The organism is Moritella sp. F3, assembly GCF_015082335.1.
Lineage (GTDB): Bacteria > Pseudomonadota > Gammaproteobacteria > Enterobacterales > Moritellaceae > Moritella.
In genome coordinates this window covers 348,970-370,845 of sequence record NZ_BLRL01000002.1, presented here as the reverse complement: position 1 = coordinate 370,845, position 21,876 = coordinate 348,970, and the positions used below count along the sequence as shown (strand labels likewise).

The window sequence follows — 21,876 nt, the reverse complement described above, 5'->3', positions numbered from 1 at the left end:
TTAAATCGATTTAGGGCATAGGCATTTTTTTTATTAAGAATAAAATTATTACTGTGGAATTAGTGCATGTATAAACATATATTCCAAAATATATTGTTTGGTGGTTTTGCATTAGACTTATAATGTGATGAGAGTCACGCTGTGGCGATTATTAGGTTTGTGATGACGGTATAAGGTCTAGATGGAAGTGAAGATGGGATATAAAAAATACGCTTACCCAAAAGCAGTAATAATGAAAGTATTCTCTAGTTTTCTAAGAAAAATTCGTACCGAACATGACCTTTCACAGGAAGGGTTAAGGGCTTTATTAAATGATAAAAGCCATTCTTTTGATAGTTTAGATACCATCTCAATCAGCCGTTGGGAGCGTGGGATTAATACGCCATCGCTAACAAAACAGGCTGAGATTGCCGAGATTTTTGATGATAACCTTTTTAATATTTACAGCTCAGATACTGATTTTGTTGAAGAGTGTATCCACTCCATTCAATTTGCTGTGGGTGATAAAAATGACAAAACAACACACCCTTATTATCAAGACGAGCAATACCATAGCGAATATATAGCCCCTGAACACGTCAATTTTGAACGATACCTTAAACTGTGTTTAAGGTATGAAGGTAACCCCCGTTTATTACCGACTTATCAACAAATCTCATCTGCAGAAGTGTTAAAGCAACTGACTTTAATTTCGGCTTTTTGCAATGAAAACCAATTGGTTGGCCATTGTTTGTTTTGTAAAGTGAATAGTAAAGCCTTGTTTGAGTTTATGAATAGCACCACGGGTATCCTTGATTTATTAAATATTGTGAAACAAGATAGCGCGAATGTGCTGGTGGTGTTTTCCTCATTTGGCGTTTCAGCAAAGATTGATAATCATATGATGTCGATTTATCTTAATCAGTTAGCGCTTGATGATACGATTGAATATTTGAGTTTTAGTACTTGTGATAGCAAGCTGAAACAAAAATTGATGCAAATGAAAATCCCGATGTTTAAAGTTAAACCGATTGAACATCAAGCTAAAATGATACAGAACTATTCATTTATCATGAGTAGATCAGAAGTAATGGCAAACCGAAATATGTTGATGCTTTCAGTTATACCAACGCAATACATGCAACCTAAAACCATCGAGATATAGCGGAGTGATGATGAATATTTTGATTGTTGATGACCAAGAGTTTGTTCGAGAAGCAATAAAATCAGATCTTATAGATAGTTCGTTACAGAGTACTTTCAATACTGAATTTCAGAGCTTTGAAGCGAGTGATGCAAATGAAGGTGTTGACGTTATTGTTACAATGGAAGGTAATATTGATTTACTCATTTTAGATTTGAAAATGAATAACAGCGATGGCATGGAAGTCATTAATTTTCTGTCGGCAAATAGCCTTTATGCGCACATTCCATTAGCCGTAATTAGTTCATCAGATAAACGCACGCTTGAACTGGTTAGTAGCATTGCTTGTCGCTTGAAATTGAATGTAGTTGGGGTGTTTGAAAAACCAATTAATGTAGAGGCTATTTTATCTGAAACGCTACGATTACAGCAAACAAGTAATAATGGACCAACTATAACCACGCCTGATGATGCTGCTGAGCATGATATAAATCAGTTGCTTGCAGATGAACAAGTATTGCTTTGCTTTCAACCTCAAGTCGATATGAAAAGTAAGAATATCAATGGCTTTGAAGTGTTAGCGCGAATGTATGATGAAAATGGCTATATTTATCCTGATACATTTTTGCCTTTAATTTATAAAGCGAAAATGAACGTGGAATTTACTAAAATAATTATTGCTAAAGCATTCAAGCTTTGGGTAAATGAAACCAATTTGTCTGATTACACATTGTCGATTAACGTGACAGCTGAAGATTTACTGAGTGACAATTTAATGGATTATATTATTCGTCACAAGCAAGCACATACGCAGATTAAACTGATATTAGAACTGACAGAATCACAAGAGATTATTAATCAAGGTTGTGTATTAAACTCTATTGCTCGACTGATAATTAATGATATCGGCATATCACTTGATGACTTTGGTAAAAGCTATTCGACTTATGAACGTTTAGATATTATTCCTTTTAAGGAAATCAAAATAGATCGCTCTTTTGTGTGTGATATAGATACCAATGAACAGCATCGTCTTATTGTCGAATCGACGATTGCACTCGCGAAGAAAATGTTAGTGAATGTTGTCGCCGAAGGCATTGAAACGGAAAGTGTGCTTAATATTTTAGATGATCTTGGCTGTGATACTGCACAAGGCTATTTATATAGCCCGCCAATGGAAGGTCGTTATTTACAGGCCTGGGTTAATCGCTACGAAAATCAGGGCATTCACGCTGATGAATGTTAATGTCGTCAATATAAGTGCGGATTTAAACACATTTTTTAATCGTTATAATGTACAACGACGCTTAACGTTGTACCAAGCATTAATGCGTGAATTAGAGAATATTCGCGCACAAAGTCAAGACGCTGATAGTGCAGATAAAATTAATTCACTGAAGCATCAATTTAAAGGTGTTTGCCGTTATTTGCTACTTGATCTTGATGATCAGCTTGATGCGATACAGACGTGCGAACAATTATGTTGTGTGGTCGATAATATCTACGCACAAGTTGTAGCGATTGAACATGAGTTATAAGTTTAACCTACGCAGTTATGTTTGTATTTGCCTGCTGATTACGCTGACGATCGTAACTGTATTTAGTAGTTACAGTATTAGTAAATTTAAATCCAATCATGATAAAAAAGTCTCGACGTTGATGGCGTTAAATGAAGAGAATTATTTGCAGCATAGACTGATTATGAATGCGACAAAGTCTTTTTTTAAAGCATCTCAAGGAGTGCAAGAATCTGAGTTCAGGATATTCACTCAAGAGTTACTAGATGAAAGGAATGCGGTATTTTTCACCTTGACCCCTGAGTTGACGCTGGGTTACATTTCTAACGATAGCCTGACAGAACATTTAAATGAATTAGCAGTTAGTATCGATAAAGAGGGTATGCTGACGGGAACATTACCGCACTATCAATTAATTGGTTTTATGATTGATGAACCGAATATGCCGTATTTATTTTACGCTATACCAATGAAAAACGTGCTCTTTAGTCTCGATAAATTACAGGGATCTTGTCTAAAATACTCATCATCACAGCTCTCAGCTGAAAATCAAAGTTGTGTGCTTGAACCTGCAAACATCTTATTTGCTCTGTTTAGTTATGAAACTGAACTCGATATTAGTATTCCGAGTTATAATTTTCATTATCTACTTACAATTACATCTCAGGTATCGGAGTCAAGGCTGATGGAGTTCTTCTTCATTGTGCTGTCGACCTTGGTTGCTTGTGCATTGGTTTCGGTATTACTGTATTTTAGGCTGGTGAATAAGCATTTGTTTAATCGGATTGAGCGAGAGAACAAATTTAATGTCGCGATGGTATCAAGCATCAATCATGAGATAAGAACGCCGATCAATGCACTACTTGGTTATAGTCAGGTGTTGAGGGACATGCCGAAAATAAGTGATGAGCACAGTGTGGTGATTGATAAAATGCTGTGGTCAGCGAATCTATTGTATTCAATTGCTGAGAACACTTTAAATTACAGTAAGTCAGCGACAGGTGGCTTAGTGTTAAATAACGCCGCCATTAATACGCCGCAATATTTTAATAATATCAAAGATTATTATAATAAGTTGAGCATTCCTGAAGGTAAAACACTGGACTTTCATATCAGCGATAAATTACCTAAAACAATCAGTGTTGATAGCTCTAAATTATTTCAAGTTATCACAAATATGATTAATAACGCCTTGAAATACAGCACTGGTCAAGCGGTAAGTTGCCATGTTGATATTTGTTTACGCCGTGTATTTAATGATCCGACGTCGTCAAATAGAGAATGGTATTTACGGGTGTTAATCCAAGATACTGGTCGCGGCATGTCGCAATCAACTAAAGAGTTACTTACCGATCCTTTTGTTGTTGATTGTGAATCACAACTTAAAAAAGTATCTGGGATTGGTTTAGGCCTTTATACCTGTAATCAATTACTGACTCAGATTGGTGGTAAATTGAGATTACACAGTGTCGAAAATGAAGGTACTAAAATCATGCTGCATTTTCCACTTCGATGTGGGGAATACGTGTTATCGGAACCATTGAATCCGCGTAATTATGCTGACAAACGCATTTTAATTGTCGATGATAATAGCTTCAACCTTGAGGTCTGTAATGCCATGCTAGAGGATGAGCAATTTAATACTGTATGTGCGGATAACTCTAAAGATGCATTAATGCGCTTTAGAGATAGCGATCCAGATGTGGTTATCGTTGATTATCAGCTCGATGAAATGAATGGCATCGATTTGATTGGTAAAATGAAATCGATAGAAGCAGAAACCAAAACGCAGTATTTTATTTTATCGGCTAATGATAAAAACGAGATTGTAGATAATGAGCATTATCCAGATGTTTATTTCATGCAAAAACCGTTTAATACCGCGATATTCTTAAGTGGACTGGAACAAACAGGGTAAATAACGTCGGGCGTATAAGAGGCTCAAAAATTGAAATTAAGGCCTATCTCTACGTTATCTTGTGACTTTCTTTGCTGTTCTGGTGTTACGCGATAATTACCTTTACTGTATTTAACGTAGGGGCTTAACCAAGGTGTATTAAAAGCCACTGTCGCATCCCAGCTCGTCGCAATATTATCGTCGACCTGGTTTGGGCTGTCAGTCAAATAATCAACATTATAACTTGAAGATAGCGTTACCCATTGGTGAACGGTATAACTTAAGCCTGCTGTATTTTTCCATTCTTCCTCATCAAAAAGCCCCCAATTACCTGCGCCTGCAAGATTATCCTGTGTACGTCGCCAATCATACGCTGTGTTGGCAAATACCATCAAATTTTCGCCCAAAGGCAGCCCTGCAAACATACCGACAGTATAAATATCTGTGGTATCAGTACGACCATAGTTAAAGTAACCCTCTGCATAGGCGATATCAAAAACTAGATCGCCATAAGCTGCACCTATTTCAAGATAACCACTACTATCGAGTGTGGCATCAATGGATATATTCTCATCTACGTTAACCGTACCGGAAAAACTCGCGTAATAATCATCATCAATTTTATAAGTACTAAAGCGTAAATCCGGTTCGCGGTATTTATCTGCTGAGGGTGTTTGGGCAAAAATATGCGTACTGATTAAACTGCTCAGCGTAAAGAGAATTAAAGATAGTGTTTTTTTCATTTCTAGAACCTTTTAAAGGAGCTGCAATTAATCTACAGCTCCTTGATTTTATTAATCTGAGAGGCTTGCTGTATTACAATTACAAACGCTCTCAACTACTTAGTTATGAACGCGCTTGTACTTTAGTTTTTATTGCTTGTTTTATTTGTTGGCGTTGCTCAGTAGAAAGCTCCTTGGCTTTGTTTTTTATAGCCTCAATTTGAGCCTGATTAAACTGTGGCTTGTCTAATTCTGGTTTTGTCTTCGAAGGATATTTATTGAAATATACTTGACCATTATGCGAGTTATATACATATTCGCCACCATGTTGACCTGTGTATGTGTAGTAGCCTGATTGTGGACTAGTTTCTACAAAATAGATGGTCATGTTTTTGTGATTGGTAATACCAATAGAACCATCTGGTTGTATCGCGACAGCGGTATTTTCAAAATGATGTTCACGACCATTTTCACCAGCTAATTTAAGACTTTTTGTACCATCGTCATTACCAATAAGCTCTACTGTAGCGTATTTTCCATCGTATATAGGTGGGAGGTTGCCCCAACCCATATCACCATTCCAGCCAACAAAACCCCATCCTGCATCAGGACGTTCTATGCGATTACCGTCTTGGTCCTGAATAATAATGGTACCGTCTTTATCCTTAACAATTTGAACAAAACGGTCGCCGTTGATTTCGTCTATTTGAATGAAGTCATTGCCATTTGTTGACACTTCCCACTTTACATTACCTGTGCCCACTACAAACTCCGGTGGTTTTTCAAGTTCTGGGTGCTCTTTGTCGACAGGGTGTTCTGAATTTCCCCAACCATTATCTTCATCAAATTCAGGTATAAGGTTAGCTTTGTCTATAATTAAACGGCCATCGATCACAGTTAATGTATAAGTAGTGTCACCGATGTAAGCGATTGCAGCGCCATTATCAGTTGTAACTGTACCAACGATATCTCCTTGGTCATTAACGATCACATCACCTTGAACTGTAAAGGCTTGGCCGTTAACTGTAATGGCAGCGTTGCCGTTACCATCCGCAATAATAACTGCGTTATTACCTTCGTCACCATTAATGACTGCGCCATGTAATTCTTCATTATAAATGACGTCAGCAACGCCTTCTTGTGATTCTGGAGGTGGCGTATCATTTTTAGAGCTATTCGAAGAACAACCAGCAAGAACGGTACTGGCGATTAGTATAGCTAAGATATGTTTTTTCATGATTAAACCTCTCAATAAGTGGAACGTTGTTTGGGGTGTTTCCATTCTTGTCTAGGCAGCGTTCCTGCTGATGAGATAAGTATATTGAGAGTGAAGTATAAATAGAAGTGATAAGTTGGAATGCAAAATATTCCGTTTGGTTATTTTACTGCTTGAGCGTGGAGTGGAGGTTCATTTTATTTTTTTATAAAAAAAGGAGCTGTAAATAACTTACAGCTCCTTACTCTATATTTAATAGATAGATCTATTGTCTTAAAAATACGTTCATGATTTAGTTATGAGCGAGTTTGTAATTTAGTTTTTATTGTTTGCTTTATTTGTTGGCGTTGTTCGCTAGAAAGGGCCTTGGCTTTTGCTTTCGCTGCAGCCATTTGAGCGTGATCAAACTCGACAACATTGCCATTTCTATCTGTGATAGTAACGGTGCTTCTATCAATTACCTCGTAATCCCTATGGATAAGAATGGAAGCTTCAGACTCGTTATGTTCTAGTATAGATACCTTCTCAAACTCATTTTTAGTTAATACGGTATAAGCTAGTTTCTTGCCATTATCAGCCCCTGGACGTGAAATAACAGCAGCAAATAGACGACCATCATCATTACGGAAAACGATTTCAGTACCATTATCAGTACGGAAGGCTACGCCATTTTCAGTTTGTTGCACGTGGATGCCAGTTGATTCACCAGCAATAGTCTGAACTTCACCGTTTACGATCTTGTGTGTAGGGCTAGCATCTGCGCCATTAACATTGAAGTAGTAAGTGTCTTCATGTTTAACAACAAACATGTGGTTACCGTTATCGCCTTGGATAACAGCGGCGTTATCTACAATTAAGGTATCGCCGTAAGTTGGTGCACCAGGGATACCCCAGTCACCTTCACCGTATTCAGGTAAGTCATTGTCTGGATTTGGACGCGAAATAACAGCAGCAAATAAGCGACCATCATCATTACGGAAAACGATTTCAGTACCATTATCAGTACGGAAGGCTACGCCATTTTCAGTTTGTTGCACGTGGATGCCAGTTGATTCACCAGCAATAGTCTGAACTTCACCGTTTACGATCTTGTGTGTAGGGCTAGCATCTGCGCCATTAACATTGAAGTAGTAAGTGTCTTCATGTTTAACAACAAACATGTGATTACCGTTATCGCCTTGGATAACAGCGGCGTTATCTACAATTAAGATATCGCCGTAAGTTGGTGCACCAGGGATACCCCAGTCACCTTCACCGTATTCAGGTAAGTCATTGTCTGGATTTGGACGCGAAATAACAGCAGCAAATAGGCGGCCATCGTCATTACGGAATACCACTTCAGTGCCATTATCTAGGCGTACGGTGTAATTCTCGCCGTCTTTTTGGATATGACCAACTGACTCACCGGTTTCGTAGTTAAATAGTTCACCGTTTTTAACTGCGTATGTTTGTTCGCCACCGTTAATGACAATACCAGCGTTACCTTGGCCGTCTGCTTTGATAGTAACGAAGTTGTCGTTATCACCTTTGATAATGACAGCGCCACCGGCTGTGACAATATCACCATAAGTTGGTGGTGTGGTTTCAGGGCGGTGATCATCAATAATCGGGTTTGATGCATCTGGACGTGAAATGACTGCTGCAAATAAACGGCCATCGTCATTACGGAATACCACTTCAGTGCCGTTATCTAAACGTACAGTGTAATTCTCGCCGTCTTTTTGGATATGACCAACTGACTCACCGGTGTCGTAGTTAAATAGCTCACCGTCTTTAACTGCATAAGTTTGTTCACCACCGTTAATGACAATACCGGCATTACCTTGGCCGTCTGCTCTGATAGTAACAAAGTTGTCATTGTCACCTTTGATAATGACAGCGCCACCGGCTGCTATGATATCACCGTAGGTTGGTGCACCTGAGATACCCCAACCGCCATCAATAATTGGGCTATCATTGTCAGGTGTTGGCACATGATCCCAGCCGTTATCATCACCATATTCAGGTTTTAATTTATCGCTATCTACAATTAAACGGCCATTACTAACGCTTAATGTATAAGCCGTGTCGTTGATGTAAGCGATAGCAACCCCATCTTCAGTTGTAATCGTTCCAACTATGTCACCTTCGTCATTAATGATGACATCGCCTTGAACAGTAAAGGCTTGATCATTAATTTTAATTGCAGCATTACCGTTACCGTCGCCAATAATCGCAGCACTATTACCTTCATCACCATTAATGACTGCGCTATGCAATTCTTCATTATAAATGACGTCTGCAATACCTTCTTTTGGTTCAGGTGTCGGGCTATCATTATTAGAACCGTTAGAAGAACAACCAGCAAGTGCGCCGGCGATGATTACCGCGAGGATACTTTTTTTCATTATTTAATCTCTCAATAAATGGAACGTAAGTTGGTGTATTTCCATGCTTTCTAGTCAGCGTTCTTGCTGGTTAGAGAAGTATATTGAGATAGTGCTATAAGTAGAAATAATAAGTTGGAATGCTAATCATTCCATTTGGTTATTTAATAAAGCTTTAATATGATTAAGTAGCCAGGTTTGTTTTTTAGTGTTTTGCAGTTGTTTATGACTGTAACTGACAACCGGAAAAGCAGCGATATCATCTTCGCTAGAGAGAGAGATTTTTCTTAGATTTGAGGATTTGTTATGATTTAAAAAGCTTGAACTAGGGAACATCGCGTCACTATTTAGTACCTCATTAACTAATACACTTGGTAGCTCGCTGCGTAGGGTGACATGGGCTGGTAAGCCTCGCTTCTTTAATTCTATTTCAGCTATGGATTCAGTAAAGTTCCAATCTGCGTTAATAACGGTCACAATCTGGTGCTGAGATAACTGCTCACCAGTAATTGATTCACTCGTAAATGGATGGTTCTTTCTTACATAAACCGAAAATTTATCCTCTCCTAGTCGTTCAGTGACAACGTCTTTATAGCTATTGTCGATCATGTAATTTAGGCCTAAATCTATCTCTTTATTATGAATATGGCTTAATGTTTTCGAAGACCAGTTTAAAAGTAGCAATTGTACGTCAGGCGCTTCTTGATGGATGTTGTTATAAAGTGCATTACCAATGGCATGAATAAGAAATGGCGATATGCTTATGCGTAATTGGCCTGATAAATCTTCAGGCTTGAATTCAACCGTAGAGTTAACCGCATCACTCACTGAGCTGATAGCAGGGCCTAAATTTTTATAGAGATTTTGGGAGAAGTCTGTGGCTAATAATCCATGGTAGCTGCGAATGAATAGCTCATCACCGAAATGGTGGCGTAGTTTAGCAAGCGCTTTGCTCACTGCTGGCTGGGTTACATGCATACGTTCTGCAGCCCGGCTTAAATTTCGCTCTTGATAGATTATTTGAAAAATTTTCAATAAGTTAAGATCAAGCGTCGTAAAAAGATCTTTTGCCATCAGCACTTCCAACATTATGAAGATATTTATAAGGTTAAAAGCTTATCATACTTGATGAAGATAAATGGAGGTACATTTTTACATCTTCCCACTTGAGCCTCCCCTCGGTATTATATGATGTATCTAATAACGTTAAATACTGAATCGCGAGGTAATTTGATGGCCAAATATAAACCCGTTACTAAAATGCAAACATATGGTATTCATTCACAGTGGCAAAGTAAATCGAAAGACCTACCGAGTATTCAAAAGTTCACAACCGATATACCCGCTGAAATTGATATTGAATTTGGCTTTGTTGTGAATATTAAAAAAGCCCGTGGCGCGAAGATCCGTTTTTGTATTGCACATCCAGGTATTTTAGATAGTGAGGGCAATGTGCGTGCGCCATTTACTGGTGAGGTACATGTGACCAATAACGATTGGCAGTTTTATTTAGGTGACACAGTATGGGAACCAATTGCGGATAAATGTGGTGATTGGCGTATGACGATTGAACTAGACGGGAAAGTATTAGCGGATAAAACTTTTAATATATCTCACGAACACTGTTAAAATCCCTCTTTCATTATAATATTTCATCAACAAAGGCAGCAACTGTGGACGCTTTTATTTCCAAAAAAATTGATAACTCAGCGTTAAGATCTCACCCATGGACGAATATGGTAACGGATGAGTCGAGTGTATATATGGATTTTAAGCAGCAGCCTAATTTGATCCGTAGTGCACTCGAAGATCTACTTCCGTTTAAAGCGTGGGACTTTGTTGAAAAGTTTTATACCTTAATTGAATGGGTGAATGGGGCAAGTTCGCTACTGGAAAGCAACGACTGTGTGTTTAATCCGCTCGAAGATAATACTGACCAACAATACCCGTATGCCAAAAAATGCAGTGCGCGATTAATGATTTTATTCCGAGATATCCCTGAAAATTGTCAACAAAAAAGCATTGATTGGTTAATGAATAATATTCAATCGATGGCATCATCGATGAAGCCGAGTTTTAAAGCGGGCGCGATTGGCTTATCACAATCACCAACTTGTTATTTAGCGCTGGGTGATAAACCGGATACTGGCGGTATGGGTTTTCAAGTGACGTTAAACTTCTTTGCTTATGGTGAGGATGAAAAAGGTTGCTATGAGAGCATGAAAGACGTATTGGCGATTGCCCAACATGCTCTGCTACGGGTCAATATGCGCATTAAAAATGGCGAAATTGATGCGCTTTACCGTTAAGCTGTACTGTTAAAGTCACGGTTAAAAGTTACGCTCAATTATTTTGGTAACTGAGTTAAATCAACACGTAATAAGCAATTAAATTCTTTGCCAAAATCAACCGATACACGGGCGTGTACAGCGCCTTGCTTATCGGCAAACTCTTGTTCCCCAGCTATCGCAAATACCCCTTCATGCCAAACGTTGGCATGAATATAGGCGCCGCGCTCACCAGTGAAATAGAAGCACACAAAGTCTTGTGGTTTCACATCATCCCCCGGTAATGCTAGTGGTAATAAAAATGGCTGATTCGATTTAGGGTAAAACATTTGGCCGCCATCGGGATGGTAATTGGCATGCCATAAGATGAGTTGGCTTGGTTTGTTATTATGAGTATCAACCGCCATTTCTGGGCGCTGGTTATAACCGATAATATAATGGCCATCAACGGCTTTATTACGACCAAATAAATAATCCCCTTTCCAAGTACTGATAAAAGTACCTTCCGTTACACCACCTTCATCACCGGTATCTTCATCGACTTTACGCCAACCTTGCGCTGGCCAGCGGGTGATCTCAATATTAAATGCCTCAGGTTCGTCAACAAAGAACCCATAGCCTTTTAGGCTTTCTGGTGTTGCTTCAATAATAGGAATATCTAATAACGTCAGGTCAGAGGCGATGTCTGGATTTAAATAGTTAGGCACAGTATTGGATAGGGCATTAGGTACATTATTTAAATTTGAATCTATATTTGGATTGGCTGTTGTAGATGTCATGTTAGGCTCTATTTTGGCTGAATAGAGCCTAAATTAGCATTCTATTGTTTAGTTTTAATGACAGTGGTTTAATTTTGATGACTGCGGTAGGTCTTAAAGGCATAAACCATAATATCTATATAAGCGAATATAAATTTATATAGCGTGATTTACATCACATTTGGTTCGTTATGTTGTCTTGTATTTAATTATTAAATAATGCTATACGTGCGATTTTATTAAGATAGAATACGCGGCTAATTTACAGTTCTGAGCATATTATGACGTTGAAATATAGAATCCTAGTTTTTTTCGCTTCTTTAGTAATTACTATTTGTGGTGCTATTACCTTTTTTGGTTATAGCGCTTTCGATAGTTTTAGCCACACTAATTATGAAGATAAAATGGATAGCCAATCGCGGTTAATCGCGAAAGCATTAGATGAAAAATTAATGCGTTATTTTGATGCTTTGAACGCGGTTTCTTTCGAGTTCGGTGATAATGGTGAGCCACTATCGGTCGAACGCGCGGTACAGAAAACCCGTCATTTTATTAATAAAATTGATGGTATTGAAAATATATTTATTGGCTTAAAAGATGGCCGCGCGATTGAAGGCGGCGGTTATGTTGCTAACTTCAATGCTAAAGCACTTAACCGAGAATGGTACAGCCGTATTTTCTATGATAATGAAAAAATAATTATCACCAAAGCGTACCAAAATGCGTTAACCAAACAAAATATCATTTCTTTGGTTGTGCCTATTTATCATAATAATCAAACGGTGGCGGCACTGTCGATTGATATCGATTTAGATAATATTACCGGTTTTATTACCTCATTAACCAGTGATAACCAAATCTTCGTTTATCGTGATGACGGTTATGTTATGTCGAGCAAAGATACTCAACTGCTAGGCAAAAACATGTTTCAAGTTCGCCCACAGTATGAGCAGGTAAACCAAGGTATTAGTCGTTTTACATATGAAGTTAACGGCGAAATGGTTTCTGTTGTCACCAACAAGCTATCAGTACGTAACTGGATTGTGGCGAGCTATGAATATGGGAAGGATATTAACGCGGCGAGTAATGCCAACCTAGTCGGTTCATTAATGTTCTTATTCATCGCTGTCATTGTGGCTATCGTTATTTTTTACTTCTTCATTGTGAAGTATATTTATGCGCCAATCGGTGGCGAACCAGAAGATATCTCTAATTTAATGGAAAAAATGGCACGTGGTGATTTAACTGCAGTGAGCACAACTGGTAAAGCAACCACGGGTATTTATGCCAGCATGCTCGTCCTGCTACATGAATTACAAGATGTAGTGCAGCGAACCCATGCTATTTCTGACAATGTATCATCGGCGTCGGTAGAACTGGCCGCTGTGATGGGGGAGGCCGCAACCAATTCACAACATGAAATTGCACAAATCGAGCAAGTCGCTACAGCCGTGAATGAACTGTCGAGTACTGCAGCGGAAGTCAGTCTAAATGCCAGTAATGCCGAAGATGCTGCCAATAATGCGATTGATAGTGTGAGTCGTGGTAACGATGCGCTACAAGAGTCAGATGCGATCACCAAGCGTATTGAAGTATCGGTGCAAGAATCAACCTTGATGGTTAATCAGCTAAGGGCCTACTCGATTGAAATTGGTAGTGTTGTTGATGTGATTAATACTATTTCACAGCAAACGAATTTATTAGCCTTGAATGCCGCAATTGAAGCAGCGCGAGCGGGTGAGCAGGGGCGTGGTTTTGCTGTTGTTGCGGACGAAGTACGCGCATTAGCGGCGAAAACGCAAGAATCAACGGTGAACATTCAGGAAATAATCACTAAGCTGCAAGAACAATCTGAAAAAGCAGACAGTTATATGAACAGTAATGTTGAGTTGATCCAAGGCTCACGCCAGATCGCGCAAACGGTCAGTCATTGCTTTACTGATATCTCTCATTCTGTGTCACTGATTTCAGATATGAACACGCTGGTATCGACGGCTTCTCACGAACAATCAGCAGTGACCCAAGATATTGCTGCTAACGTGATGCAAGCGTCAGATATGGTGACTCAAAACGTTGCTGGTATCGATCAAAGTAATCAGGCGAGTGAAGAACTAGCGCGTTTATCTGAAGAACAAAAAATGATATTGAATTTCTTTAAATTAAGCTAGTAGCCATCTGCTGTTAATATTTCACATGATCGAAATATTAACAGCATAAAACTGTCATATATCCCCTCTAGAATGTGCACCATGAATACACTATTTAATGTTTAGATAGTTATCGATTAACTTATCACTTAATCTATCAATAGGGATGTTATTGATGCACATTGTTAAACAGTCATTACTTGCGACTGCCGTTATCCTTGGCGTATCTTCTAACGCATTTGCGAAAGAAGAACTGATCGTTTATACCTCTTTTGAAACTGACCTGTTAGCGTTATTCAAAAATACCTTTGAAGAAAGCCATCCTGATATTGATATTAAATGGGTGCGTGATTCTACGGGTGTCATGACGGCAAAGTTATTAGCTGAAGGTAAGAATGCGAAAGCGGATGTGGTGTGGGGACTAGCTGGTTCATCATTAGCATTACTTAAAGATAGTGGTATTGTGAAGCCTTATACGCCTGCTAATCTTGATGGTATTAAAGCGAGCATGGTTGATCCTGAAGACAACAAAGCCTGGTTTGGTAATGACGCGTTTTTCAATACTGTTTGTTTCAATACTATCGTTGCGAAGCAGCTTGGCTTGCCAAAACCTAAAACTTGGGAAGATCTATTAGATCCAGTCTATAAAGGTCACATTGTGATGCCTAATCCGGGTTCATCTGGTACTGGTTATATCCAGGTAACAGCGTGGCTCCAAGGTATGGGGGAGCAACAAGGTTGGGCGTATATGGATAAACTGGATAAAAATATTGCCCATTACACTCACTCTGGTTCTAAACCTTGCGTACAGTCTGCGATGGGGGAAACGGTTATTGGTATTTCTGTGGCTATCCGTGGCTCTAAATTGAAATCAAAAGGTGCACCGATTGATCTTATCTTACCTAAGGGGATTGGTTGGGATACGGAGTCGGTTGGTCTCGTAAATAACAATTCAGCGGCGGCTAAGCAGTTGATTGATTGGTCTTTATCATTAGATGCGAACAAAATGTACAACACCATTTATCCGGTTGTTGGGCATAAAGATGTAAGTGGTGCTGTGGCTAATTATCCCAATGTAGAAGATGCAATCGTGGATATGGATTTTGGTAAAATGGCCAATGATCGTAGCGCTGTATTAACTAAATGGTCTGATAAGTTTAACAGTAAGTCAGAGTCAAAAGGTTAATTTAGCATACTATTTATTGCGACACGGTCGTTGCGACTCTGTATCACAATAATGAATACACCCTTTGAGTTATGCTAGTGCAGTAAGGGATTATGATGACCTTGCTGCATTAGTCTTTTTTAATATCAGGACTTGTCTATGTCTATGTTTACATTACACGCCTCCCATCTTGTTTATAATAAGCAGTCATTTCATTATTTTTGGTTGAAAGACAATTGCCGTTGCAGCGAATGCTTGCACGTATCAGGTCAGCGCTTACAAGAGATCCTTGATTTAGATTTAACCATTCAGCCAGAAATTGTGGCGATTGAAGGAGATGATTTAGTGATCACTTGGCAAGATGGTCACCAAAGTCGTTACAGTTCAGATTTTCTCGGCAGCATGCACTTTGCTGAGCAAGACGCCATTAATACAAGAGTACTCGATCAACAAGTACTGTGGGATGGGCTGCTAGATGCGTCAGCCATTACCTTTCAGTATCCTGAAGTGCTAAGCAGTAAAGAAGTGAAACGAAATTGGTTAGCTGCTGTGAAGCAATGCGGTTTGGCATTTTTACACGATGTACCTAATGTTGATAAGCAGTTATTTAAGATTGTCGAGCAATTTGGCTTTGTACGTGATACCAATTACGGCAGCCACTTTGAAGTGATTTCGGAAGAAAACCCGGTTAATTTAGCTTACACCCCAAAACCATTAAGCTTACATACCGACAATGCTTATCGTCATCCCGTCCCGACATTACAGTTATTACATTGTTTAGTCAGTGCTGAACAAGGTGGTATAACCGCATTAACCGATGGTTTTTATGCTGCGCAACTATTACAGCAACGTTTTCCACAGCAGTATGAGCTATTAACCTTGACGCCAGTAACGTACCGTTTTAAGAATGCAGATACTCATCTTGAACATACGGGTTACCTCATCGAGTTGAATAATAACGGCGCTCTTGAGCGTATCCGTTTAAATAACCGTTCTATTCAAGCAATTAAATTACCGTTTGCAGAAATGACGGCATTTTATCAAGCATATCAAAATTTCAGCCGTATTTTACACAGTGAAGAATGTAAATTCTTGTGCACTTTAAAGCCGGGTGAATTGATGATCTTTAATAACGAGCGTATTTTACATGGCCGTGAAGTCGCAGCTGAAGGTGCGCGTCATCTGCAAGGCTGTTATGCAGATATTGATTCATTAAAGAGCACGTTAGCCGTACTCGAAACTAATTTAGATACGCTTAAATCACAGCCTCATATGGAGACTAAATAATGGATATTATTGAGTTTATTAAACAGCAATTTGAAGAAAATGGTCATGTTGCTTATGGTGAAAATATCTCTATGGGTGAGCACATGCTACAGTCAGCCTATTACGCCGAGCAAAAAAACAGTAGTGATGCGATCATCACCGCAGCTTTATTGCATGACTTTGGGCATTTAATTTTGGAGCTGCCTGAAGATATCGCCGAGCACGGTATTGATGGTTATCATGAAGATGTGGGAGCCAAGTTTCTGGCGCCGTATTTCCCCAAGCAAATTATTGATGGTATTGCATTGCATGTGCAAGCAAAGCGTTATTTGTGCGCTGTTAAACCTAAATACCATGGGCAATTGAGTAAAGCATCGCAAGATAGCCTCGCAGTACAAGGTGGGCAAATGAATGCGCAAGAAATTGCTGAATTTGAACAACGCCCATTTTATAAAGACGCGCTACAAGTACGCTTGTTTGATGACTTAGGTAAAGATTTAGTGTTAGAACATCCCGGTTTAGCGCACTACTTACGTATTGCCCAGCAGTTTGTGATGAATAAGCCTCATGTCTTGTCACCGACAGAGGCTTGTTAGTACCCGTAGATTAGCTTATCTGCTCAAGCTTATACAGACTTGATCAGATCAATAAGTTGCTGTATTTCGGCTTCATCATTATAGATATGCGGTGATATTCGCATACCTTGTTGGCGGTTATCGACGCTAATGTTATGTGCTATTAACGCTGACAATACCGACTCTTGTTGTGAGCCGAAATGTAAAATTGCGGTGCCATTACGCTGAGTTTCTCGCGCTGGTGAAACCAGTGCGGATGGAAAGGCATCGGCCAGCATGGTTAGTAATGTTTGGTTATGTTGGCGTAATTTATCAATCCCTATTCGGGTAAAATATTCAATGCTATTTGCTGATATTACATAAGGCATGATAGAGGGGGTTCCACCCCAAAATCGCAATGCCCCTTGGTGAGCTTTAAAGTGATGAATGTTAAACTCAAATGGCTGCTGATGTGAAAACCAACCTACATCTTTAGGTAAGCAATATGCAAGTTGCGTTGGGTTAACCCATAAATAACTGCTCCCAGGCCCACCACATAACCATTTTACACATGAACCGATCATGAAGTCTGGTCGTGTTGTCTTTAAGTCTAACGGTATAATACCTGCTGATTGGGCAACGTCGACAATTGACAATGCTTGATGTTGTCGCACAAGGGGAAGTATGTCATCGAGCGGTGCTTGCTGACCGGTATTAGAATAAGCATGACTTATAAAAACCAGGTCAATACGATCATGCAGATACTCAGCCCAAACGTGAGGGTCGGTGATATCTAGGTTATTGGGAATAAAGGTGATTGTTGCGGTATCTGCGAGTGCCCGTTGCATCACAAACCCCATACTCGGAAAATCACTTTCACTCATTAATATCTGGGTATGCGGTTGCTGTAAACGTGCAACCGACATTAACACTTTGCTGAGCGCGCTGGATAAATTAACTTGCGGGCAGAAATTATCAGCGTCGTCATTAAAGAGTTTACTCAAGGCAATTTGATAACGCGTGATCGCATTCAGCCATTGCGGCCAAGGTTCACTGTTTGAATCCTGCCAATGATCGAGAAAATGGCTTTTGAACTGCTGTTCGGTGGTTTTAAGGGGGCGGCCAACAGAGTGGTTTAAAAGGTAGATATTATCTTTGAGTAAAAAATCATATTTATACATAAGAGATCCTTTGTGTAATCGGGTGATAAGGTAATGGCGCAAGGCCTAATTTAATGACGCCTGTAGTGTGAGGATGTCGTGATAGCGGGTAGCGATATCATCTCGCGGATTAGCAGCACGAAGATCTCGAAGCTTTTCTAATGAGCGTAGTAGTACGTGTAATGGCGGACCACTGGCCGTTAATTTGTCCATATGCTGGGATTGCACCTTGCTGGCTGGTTGGGCGATATATTTATTCACCAGCTGATCATGGTGTTGAATGGCAGTGTCGCCGTGTAATTTACAGACCTCTAAAAACACGGTTAAATTTCGTTGATACCAAGCTTGGTTGTTATATTTAGTTTGGCTCAGGAAGTCATCCATGAGATTTGAACCCTGCATGCAATCCCGTAATAGCCGCTGGTCTTCAGGCATCATGTAAGTGAATTTATCAACCAGCATTTGTGAGTAGAAGGGTTCATTAGCGCGGCATAAGCCAAGTAACATATCGACGATATTAATCCCAGCAAAATCACCGGCATTCGCGCCACGGTAAATCTGTGTGCCGACACGATAAGGTTTGTAATAAGGTCGGACACAATGGAAGAAACGATCGGTATCGAGTTCACTGAATAAGATGGCGTTTGATTCAATCACCTCATTCAGTCCTTGTTTGGCCGCCAGTAATAAGTCATAACAAAGTGGGTGGGAGACACCCATGACATGTATTTTTGCTAGTGCTTCTGCGGCGCGTTTAAAGGCCAAAATACTACGGGTATTGTAATCGACAAATAAGCTTTCATCATGCAGAGTGGTAAAGCGTTTATAGATGCCATTTTCAGCGACATTATGGGTGGTTAAATGAGCTGTAGAAAAGCGTGGTGCCATGCCAATTGTTGGGCCTATGTGCATGGCAAGAGCAGATGCTTCGATAAGGGGGGAACGGGTTTCTCGTGAGGGTTCTGTTAATTCATGACGGCGACATGCGGCCATGTATAATCCGACACTGCCGAGTAAATTAAAGGCGTTATCAAAATTTTGGCTGGTATTCCCTTCAGCAAGTAAGACTTTAATGAGTGCGCGTCCCTCTGATTCAAGTTGACGTTTCAACCCCTCGCCAATCCCCTCGACATTATCTCTGTCTTCTTGTTGCCAATAGAGGCTTTCTAGTTCGGTATTGATATGAACAAAAGAACCTCTAATCCATTGATCAAATACCTGGGTCGCGTTATTACTGTTTTTCATTTTATTACCTTTATGTGTGAATATTCGCTTGAATATTAACGCATTAGGTAATTTATATAACTATTCTATCGAGTAAGAACCTGTCACATAAAAAGTGGCCTATTGGGTGATCTTTTTAAACGCGGTTTTAAACTGTTCAATTGCATAGCGCTGTACTTTACCGGTGCTTTGGTGGTTACGAGTGAGTAAAATCAAACTCCAGCGGCCATCATTGGTCATAAAATTAATATTAAGCTTACATATCTCATTGGCATAAGACGATGAACTAACGAAGTGGTTAGGTAAAAAAGCCCAGCCACCTTGTTTTAGTAATGACAGAATGATGTCCATATTACTGATAGTCGCATTGCGTCCTGATATTTTGGTGTTGTTGCTTAACTCGACTTCTCGGTAATTCTCTGCCGTGTATTGCTGCTGTTTTTCTAAATCTTCTAAATTACAACTTGTTTGCAGTGCTAGGGCACAATCTTTATGAGCAAAGAAAGAAAATGGCAAATAACCAAGGTTAGTAAAAGTAAGCCCTTTGCTTGGTAACACGCCTGAACCCTTACTCAAGACTATGGCAATATCAGCTTGTTTTTCTGCGAGTGCATTCATTGAATCTTTACGGCCACGGTGTATCCAATGTAGCTGGGTTTGTGGGTATTGCTGCTGGACCGCTCGTTGCACCTTAGCTATCACCGAAATAGGCAATGAAATATCATGATAAATGGTTAGGCTTTCCTCTAACCCTTCCGCCAAGCTATCACCACTGTTTTGTAATACTTGCGCGTGATAAAGAATATGCCGAGCTTGCGTTAATAAGCTATTACCTTCAAATGTAATTTTAGGGAATTTACCGCTGCGATCGAATAAGGTAATGCCTAAATCAATCTCTAAGTTACCAACGTGCTGGTGTAAGGTTGAGCGGTCTTTACCGAGCGATTGCGCCGCTTTGCTAAAGGAACCTTTTTCAGCAACGGCGACGAATGACGCTAGCTGTTCGAAACTAAATCTAAGCATTATTATGTCCCTTGTTGTCTGGTTACTTTTTTTGTTTGGTTATACCCAACATAGCTGAGGTTACCTGTGAGATTAAACCGTTATTATAGGGAATGTAAACAATCACAATTAAAAAAATTCCATTGCCGGGATAACATCTTACAAGGTAGGTTAAGCATGACTTTATTAGCAAAAAAATCATTAGTCAAAATTGCAGTTGGCGCAGCACTATTCACATCCGCGATCTCTGCGGTGCAAGCTTGTTCTCGTTTGATTTGGGATACTCAAGATCACGGGGTATTTGTGTCTCGAACAATGGACTGGATGGTTGAAACACACCCGACAATTGATGTGCGCGCAAAAGGTATTAGTTACCGAGGTGCAGAATCTGGAGACAAAGTCATGACATGGACATCCAAGTACGCTTCAATTTTGACGACGTTTTACGGTAAAGCGGGTATTGATGGTTTTAATGAAGCAGGCTTAGCTGCGAACGCCTTATATTTGGGGGAAGAAAGTAGTGGCGAGTATAATGCCGATAAAGTGCAATTAGAAAATTCGCGCGTTATTCCGTATTTTTTAGATAACTTTAGCAGCGTTAAAGCAGCGTTAGTGGGAATTGAAGATATTCAGCTTCAGTTGTTTTCACATGATGGCGCTAAGTTAAAAGGCCATTATTCATTGCAAGATGCCAGTGGTGACTCGGCGATTTTAGAGTTTATTGATGGTCAATGGAAAATCTATCATGGCGCGCAATATGACGTAATGACAAATAGTCCAGAGTTTCATGAGCACTTAGCAAATTGGGAGGCGAAAAAACCAACACAGCAATCGCAATTCTCAAGTGAGTATCCACTCGATGGCAACGTAGGGCCAGCAGAGCGCTTTGTATGGAATAAATACATGCTAGCCCAGTTGCAAGAGCCAAGTAGTTTGATTAATGGTTTAGCTAAACTTGATAGCTCAACGTATAAAGTTCCACTCGACGCTGCTAACCGTATCGTGAACGGTAAGATGACGGGTTATGCAACTCAATACATCCTGACTTATAATTTAGAACAGAGAGAGCTGAATATGCGTTATCAGTATGGGGATGTGTACACTCAGTTTAAGGTTGATTTTAATAAACTCAATGATGGCAAAAACTATACGCTCAAAGCGGATGAGCAAAGCAATGTGGGTGATATGACCGCTCAGTTTAAACAACAAAATGGTGTAATGGCGCAGTACAGAATAAACCAATAAAATGAGTTAACACATTGAATAAATAGTACGAATAAATTACACAAATAGGCTGGTTGGTATTGACGGGAGCATCAATACTGACTCGCGTTTTTTAGCGATTAAATAATAGTTTTTATTATATCTTCTTGATCCTGACAAAATTTACACTAGTTGACCCTAATCTCCACATTTTCTCCATATTTCCTTGTACCTTTTGCGGTATTATAAGCTATCAAATTTTTAGGCT

At 39.6% G+C, this 21,876-nt stretch carries 19 protein-coding genes; 11 read left to right on the top strand and 8 right to left on the bottom strand.

Annotation, left to right across the window (positions count from 1 at the left end; all coding sequences use genetic code 11):
- The first annotated feature begins 193 nt into the window (after positions 1–193).
- Genes JFU56_RS04795 through JFU56_RS04780 form a run of 4 tightly spaced genes read left to right on the top strand, consistent with a single transcriptional unit; the run spans position 194 to position 4,558 of the window.
- Positions 194–1,144: a helix-turn-helix domain-containing protein gene (locus JFU56_RS04795; protein ID WP_198436140.1), complete on the top strand. Its 951-nt coding sequence runs from the start codon at positions 194–196 to the stop codon at positions 1,142–1,144.
- A 10-nt stretch (positions 1,145–1,154) separates the two neighbouring features.
- Positions 1,155–2,369: an EAL domain-containing protein gene (locus JFU56_RS04790; RefSeq protein WP_198436139.1), complete on the top strand. Its 1,215-nt coding sequence runs from the start codon at positions 1,155–1,157 to the stop codon at positions 2,367–2,369.
- Positions 2,359–2,661 carry a hypothetical protein gene (locus JFU56_RS04785; protein ID WP_198436138.1) on the top strand — a complete coding sequence of 101 codons (303 nt, stop codon included), beginning with the start codon at positions 2,359–2,361 and terminating at the stop codon, positions 2,659–2,661. Before JFU56_RS04790 ends, JFU56_RS04785 begins: the two co-directional genes overlap by 11 nt.
- The gene (locus JFU56_RS04780; RefSeq protein WP_198436137.1) at positions 2,651–4,558 is read left to right on the top strand and encodes an ATP-binding protein; all 1,908 of its coding nucleotides are present in this window, start codon (positions 2,651–2,653) and stop codon (positions 4,556–4,558) included. Before JFU56_RS04785 ends, JFU56_RS04780 begins: the two co-directional genes overlap by 11 nt.
- Before the next feature lie 23 nt (positions 4,559–4,581).
- Here JFU56_RS04780 and JFU56_RS04775 read toward each other — a convergent pair whose 3' ends face one another.
- From JFU56_RS04775 to JFU56_RS04760, 4 genes are all read right to left on the bottom strand, one after another.
- Positions 4,582–5,280: a hypothetical protein gene (locus JFU56_RS04775; RefSeq protein ID WP_198436136.1), complete on the bottom strand. Its 699-nt coding sequence runs from the start codon at positions 5,278–5,280 to the stop codon at positions 4,582–4,584.
- A 103-nt stretch (positions 5,281–5,383) separates the two neighbouring features.
- A complete protein-coding gene (locus JFU56_RS04770) occupies positions 5,384–6,496 on the bottom strand; it encodes a hypothetical protein (protein ID WP_198436135.1) in 1,113 nt (370 codons plus the stop codon).
- 275 nt (positions 6,497–6,771) lie between these two features.
- A complete protein-coding gene (locus JFU56_RS04765) occupies positions 6,772–8,862 on the bottom strand; it encodes a hypothetical protein (RefSeq protein WP_198436134.1) in 2,091 nt (696 codons plus the stop codon).
- A 126-nt stretch (positions 8,863–8,988) separates the two neighbouring features.
- Positions 8,989–9,915, bottom strand: a complete 927-nt coding sequence (locus JFU56_RS04760; RefSeq protein ID WP_198436133.1) for a LysR family transcriptional regulator — start codon at positions 9,913–9,915, stop codon at positions 8,989–8,991.
- Positions 9,916–10,074: 159 nt separating this feature from the next.
- On the opposite strand from JFU56_RS04760, the gene JFU56_RS04755 reads away from it, so the two are divergent.
- Positions 10,075–10,470 carry a DUF3859 domain-containing protein gene (locus tag JFU56_RS04755; protein ID WP_198436132.1) on the top strand — a complete coding sequence of 132 codons (396 nt, stop codon included), beginning with the start codon at positions 10,075–10,077 and terminating at the stop codon, positions 10,468–10,470.
- A gap of 44 nt (positions 10,471–10,514) precedes the next feature.
- Positions 10,515–11,150, top strand: a complete 636-nt coding sequence (locus JFU56_RS04750) for a hypothetical protein (protein ID WP_198436131.1) — start codon at positions 10,515–10,517, stop codon at positions 11,148–11,150.
- 38 nt (positions 11,151–11,188) lie between these two features.
- Here the strand turns inward: JFU56_RS04750 and JFU56_RS04745 are convergent, their stop codons facing one another.
- Entirely contained in the window at positions 11,189–11,908 is a 720-nt protein-coding gene (locus JFU56_RS04745; RefSeq protein WP_198436130.1) for an ureidoglycolate lyase, read from the bottom strand.
- 383 nt (positions 11,909–12,291) lie between these two features.
- Between JFU56_RS04745 and JFU56_RS04740 the strand changes: the two genes are divergently transcribed.
- The 4 genes from JFU56_RS04740 (at position 12,292) to JFU56_RS04725 (ending at position 17,061) form a co-directional block, all read left to right on the top strand.
- On the top strand, positions 12,292–14,055 hold the full coding sequence (locus JFU56_RS04740; protein ID WP_242065853.1) for a methyl-accepting chemotaxis protein: 1,764 nt from the start codon (positions 12,292–12,294) through the stop codon (positions 14,053–14,055).
- Positions 14,056–14,209: 154 nt separating this feature from the next.
- On the top strand, positions 14,210–15,220 hold the full coding sequence (locus JFU56_RS04735; RefSeq protein ID WP_198436128.1) for a putative 2-aminoethylphosphonate ABC transporter substrate-binding protein: 1,011 nt from the start codon (positions 14,210–14,212) through the stop codon (positions 15,218–15,220).
- Between the two features lie 138 nt (positions 15,221–15,358).
- A complete protein-coding gene (locus JFU56_RS04730) occupies positions 15,359–16,486 on the top strand; it encodes a TauD/TfdA family dioxygenase (RefSeq protein ID WP_242065852.1) in 1,128 nt (375 codons plus the stop codon).
- Positions 16,486–17,061: an HD domain-containing protein gene (locus JFU56_RS04725; RefSeq protein ID WP_198436127.1), complete on the top strand. Its 576-nt coding sequence runs from the start codon at positions 16,486–16,488 to the stop codon at positions 17,059–17,061. The genes JFU56_RS04730 and JFU56_RS04725 overlap by 1 nt, the downstream gene beginning before the upstream one ends.
- A 29-nt stretch (positions 17,062–17,090) precedes the next feature.
- On the opposite strand, the gene JFU56_RS04720 is transcribed toward JFU56_RS04725, so the two are convergent.
- From JFU56_RS04720 to JFU56_RS04710, 3 genes are all read right to left on the bottom strand, one after another.
- Positions 17,091–18,200, bottom strand: coding sequence for an aminotransferase class V-fold PLP-dependent enzyme (locus JFU56_RS04720; protein WP_198436126.1), 1,110 nt, complete (start codon positions 18,198–18,200; stop codon positions 17,091–17,093).
- Positions 18,201–18,245: 45 nt separating this feature from the next.
- Positions 18,246–19,424: a monodechloroaminopyrrolnitrin synthase PrnB family protein gene (locus JFU56_RS04715; protein ID WP_198436125.1), complete on the bottom strand. Its 1,179-nt coding sequence runs from the start codon at positions 19,422–19,424 to the stop codon at positions 18,246–18,248.
- A 99-nt stretch (positions 19,425–19,523) separates the two neighbouring features.
- Positions 19,524–20,426, bottom strand: coding sequence for a LysR family transcriptional regulator (locus JFU56_RS04710; protein ID WP_198436124.1), 903 nt, complete (start codon positions 20,424–20,426; stop codon positions 19,524–19,526).
- 156 nt (positions 20,427–20,582) lie between these two features.
- Between JFU56_RS04710 and JFU56_RS04705 the strand changes: the two genes are divergently transcribed.
- Positions 20,583–21,650, top strand: a complete 1,068-nt coding sequence (locus JFU56_RS04705; protein ID WP_198436123.1) for a linear amide C-N hydrolase — start codon at positions 20,583–20,585, stop codon at positions 21,648–21,650.
- Positions 21,651–21,876 lie beyond the last annotated feature (226 nt).

Bases quoted from the DNA above. Each gene is read 5' to 3' on its own strand.
- JFU56_RS04760 (WP_198436133.1), bottom strand. From the start codon at position 9,915: ATGGCAAAAGATCTTTTTACGACGCTTGATCTTAACTTATTGAAAATT.
- JFU56_RS04720 (WP_198436126.1), bottom strand. From the start codon at position 18,200: ATGTATAAATATGATTTTTTACTCAAAGATAATATCTACCTTTTAAAC.
- JFU56_RS04795 (WP_198436140.1), top strand. From the start codon at position 194: ATGGGATATAAAAAATACGCTTACCCAAAAGCAGTAATAATGAAAGTA.
- JFU56_RS04710 (WP_198436124.1), bottom strand. From the start codon at position 20,426: ATGCTTAGATTTAGTTTCGAACAGCTAGCGTCATTCGTCGCCGTTGCT.
- JFU56_RS04730 (WP_242065852.1), top strand. From the start codon at position 15,359: ATGTCTATGTTTACATTACACGCCTCCCATCTTGTTTATAATAAGCAG.
- JFU56_RS04735 (WP_198436128.1), top strand. From the start codon at position 14,210: ATGCACATTGTTAAACAGTCATTACTTGCGACTGCCGTTATCCTTGGC.
- JFU56_RS04785 (WP_198436138.1), top strand. From the start codon at position 2,359: ATGAATGTTAATGTCGTCAATATAAGTGCGGATTTAAACACATTTTTT.
- JFU56_RS04770 (WP_198436135.1), bottom strand. From the start codon at position 6,496: ATGAAAAAACATATCTTAGCTATACTAATCGCCAGTACCGTTCTTGCT.
- JFU56_RS04790 (WP_198436139.1), top strand. From the start codon at position 1,155: ATGAATATTTTGATTGTTGATGACCAAGAGTTTGTTCGAGAAGCAATA.
- JFU56_RS04780 (WP_198436137.1), top strand. From the start codon at position 2,651: ATGAGTTATAAGTTTAACCTACGCAGTTATGTTTGTATTTGCCTGCTG.
- JFU56_RS04715 (WP_198436125.1), bottom strand. From the start codon at position 19,424: ATGAAAAACAGTAATAACGCGACCCAGGTATTTGATCAATGGATTAGA.
- JFU56_RS04740 (WP_242065853.1), top strand. From the start codon at position 12,292: ATGGATAGCCAATCGCGGTTAATCGCGAAAGCATTAGATGAAAAATTA.
- JFU56_RS04755 (WP_198436132.1), top strand. From the start codon at position 10,075: ATGGCCAAATATAAACCCGTTACTAAAATGCAAACATATGGTATTCAT.
- JFU56_RS04745 (WP_198436130.1), bottom strand. From the start codon at position 11,908: ATGACATCTACAACAGCCAATCCAAATATAGATTCAAATTTAAATAAT.
- JFU56_RS04775 (WP_198436136.1), bottom strand. From the start codon at position 5,280: ATGAAAAAAACACTATCTTTAATTCTCTTTACGCTGAGCAGTTTAATC.
- JFU56_RS04725 (WP_198436127.1), top strand. From the start codon at position 16,486: ATGGATATTATTGAGTTTATTAAACAGCAATTTGAAGAAAATGGTCAT.
- JFU56_RS04765 (WP_198436134.1), bottom strand. From the start codon at position 8,862: ATGAAAAAAAGTATCCTCGCGGTAATCATCGCCGGCGCACTTGCTGGT.
- JFU56_RS04705 (WP_198436123.1), top strand. From the start codon at position 20,583: ATGACTTTATTAGCAAAAAAATCATTAGTCAAAATTGCAGTTGGCGCA.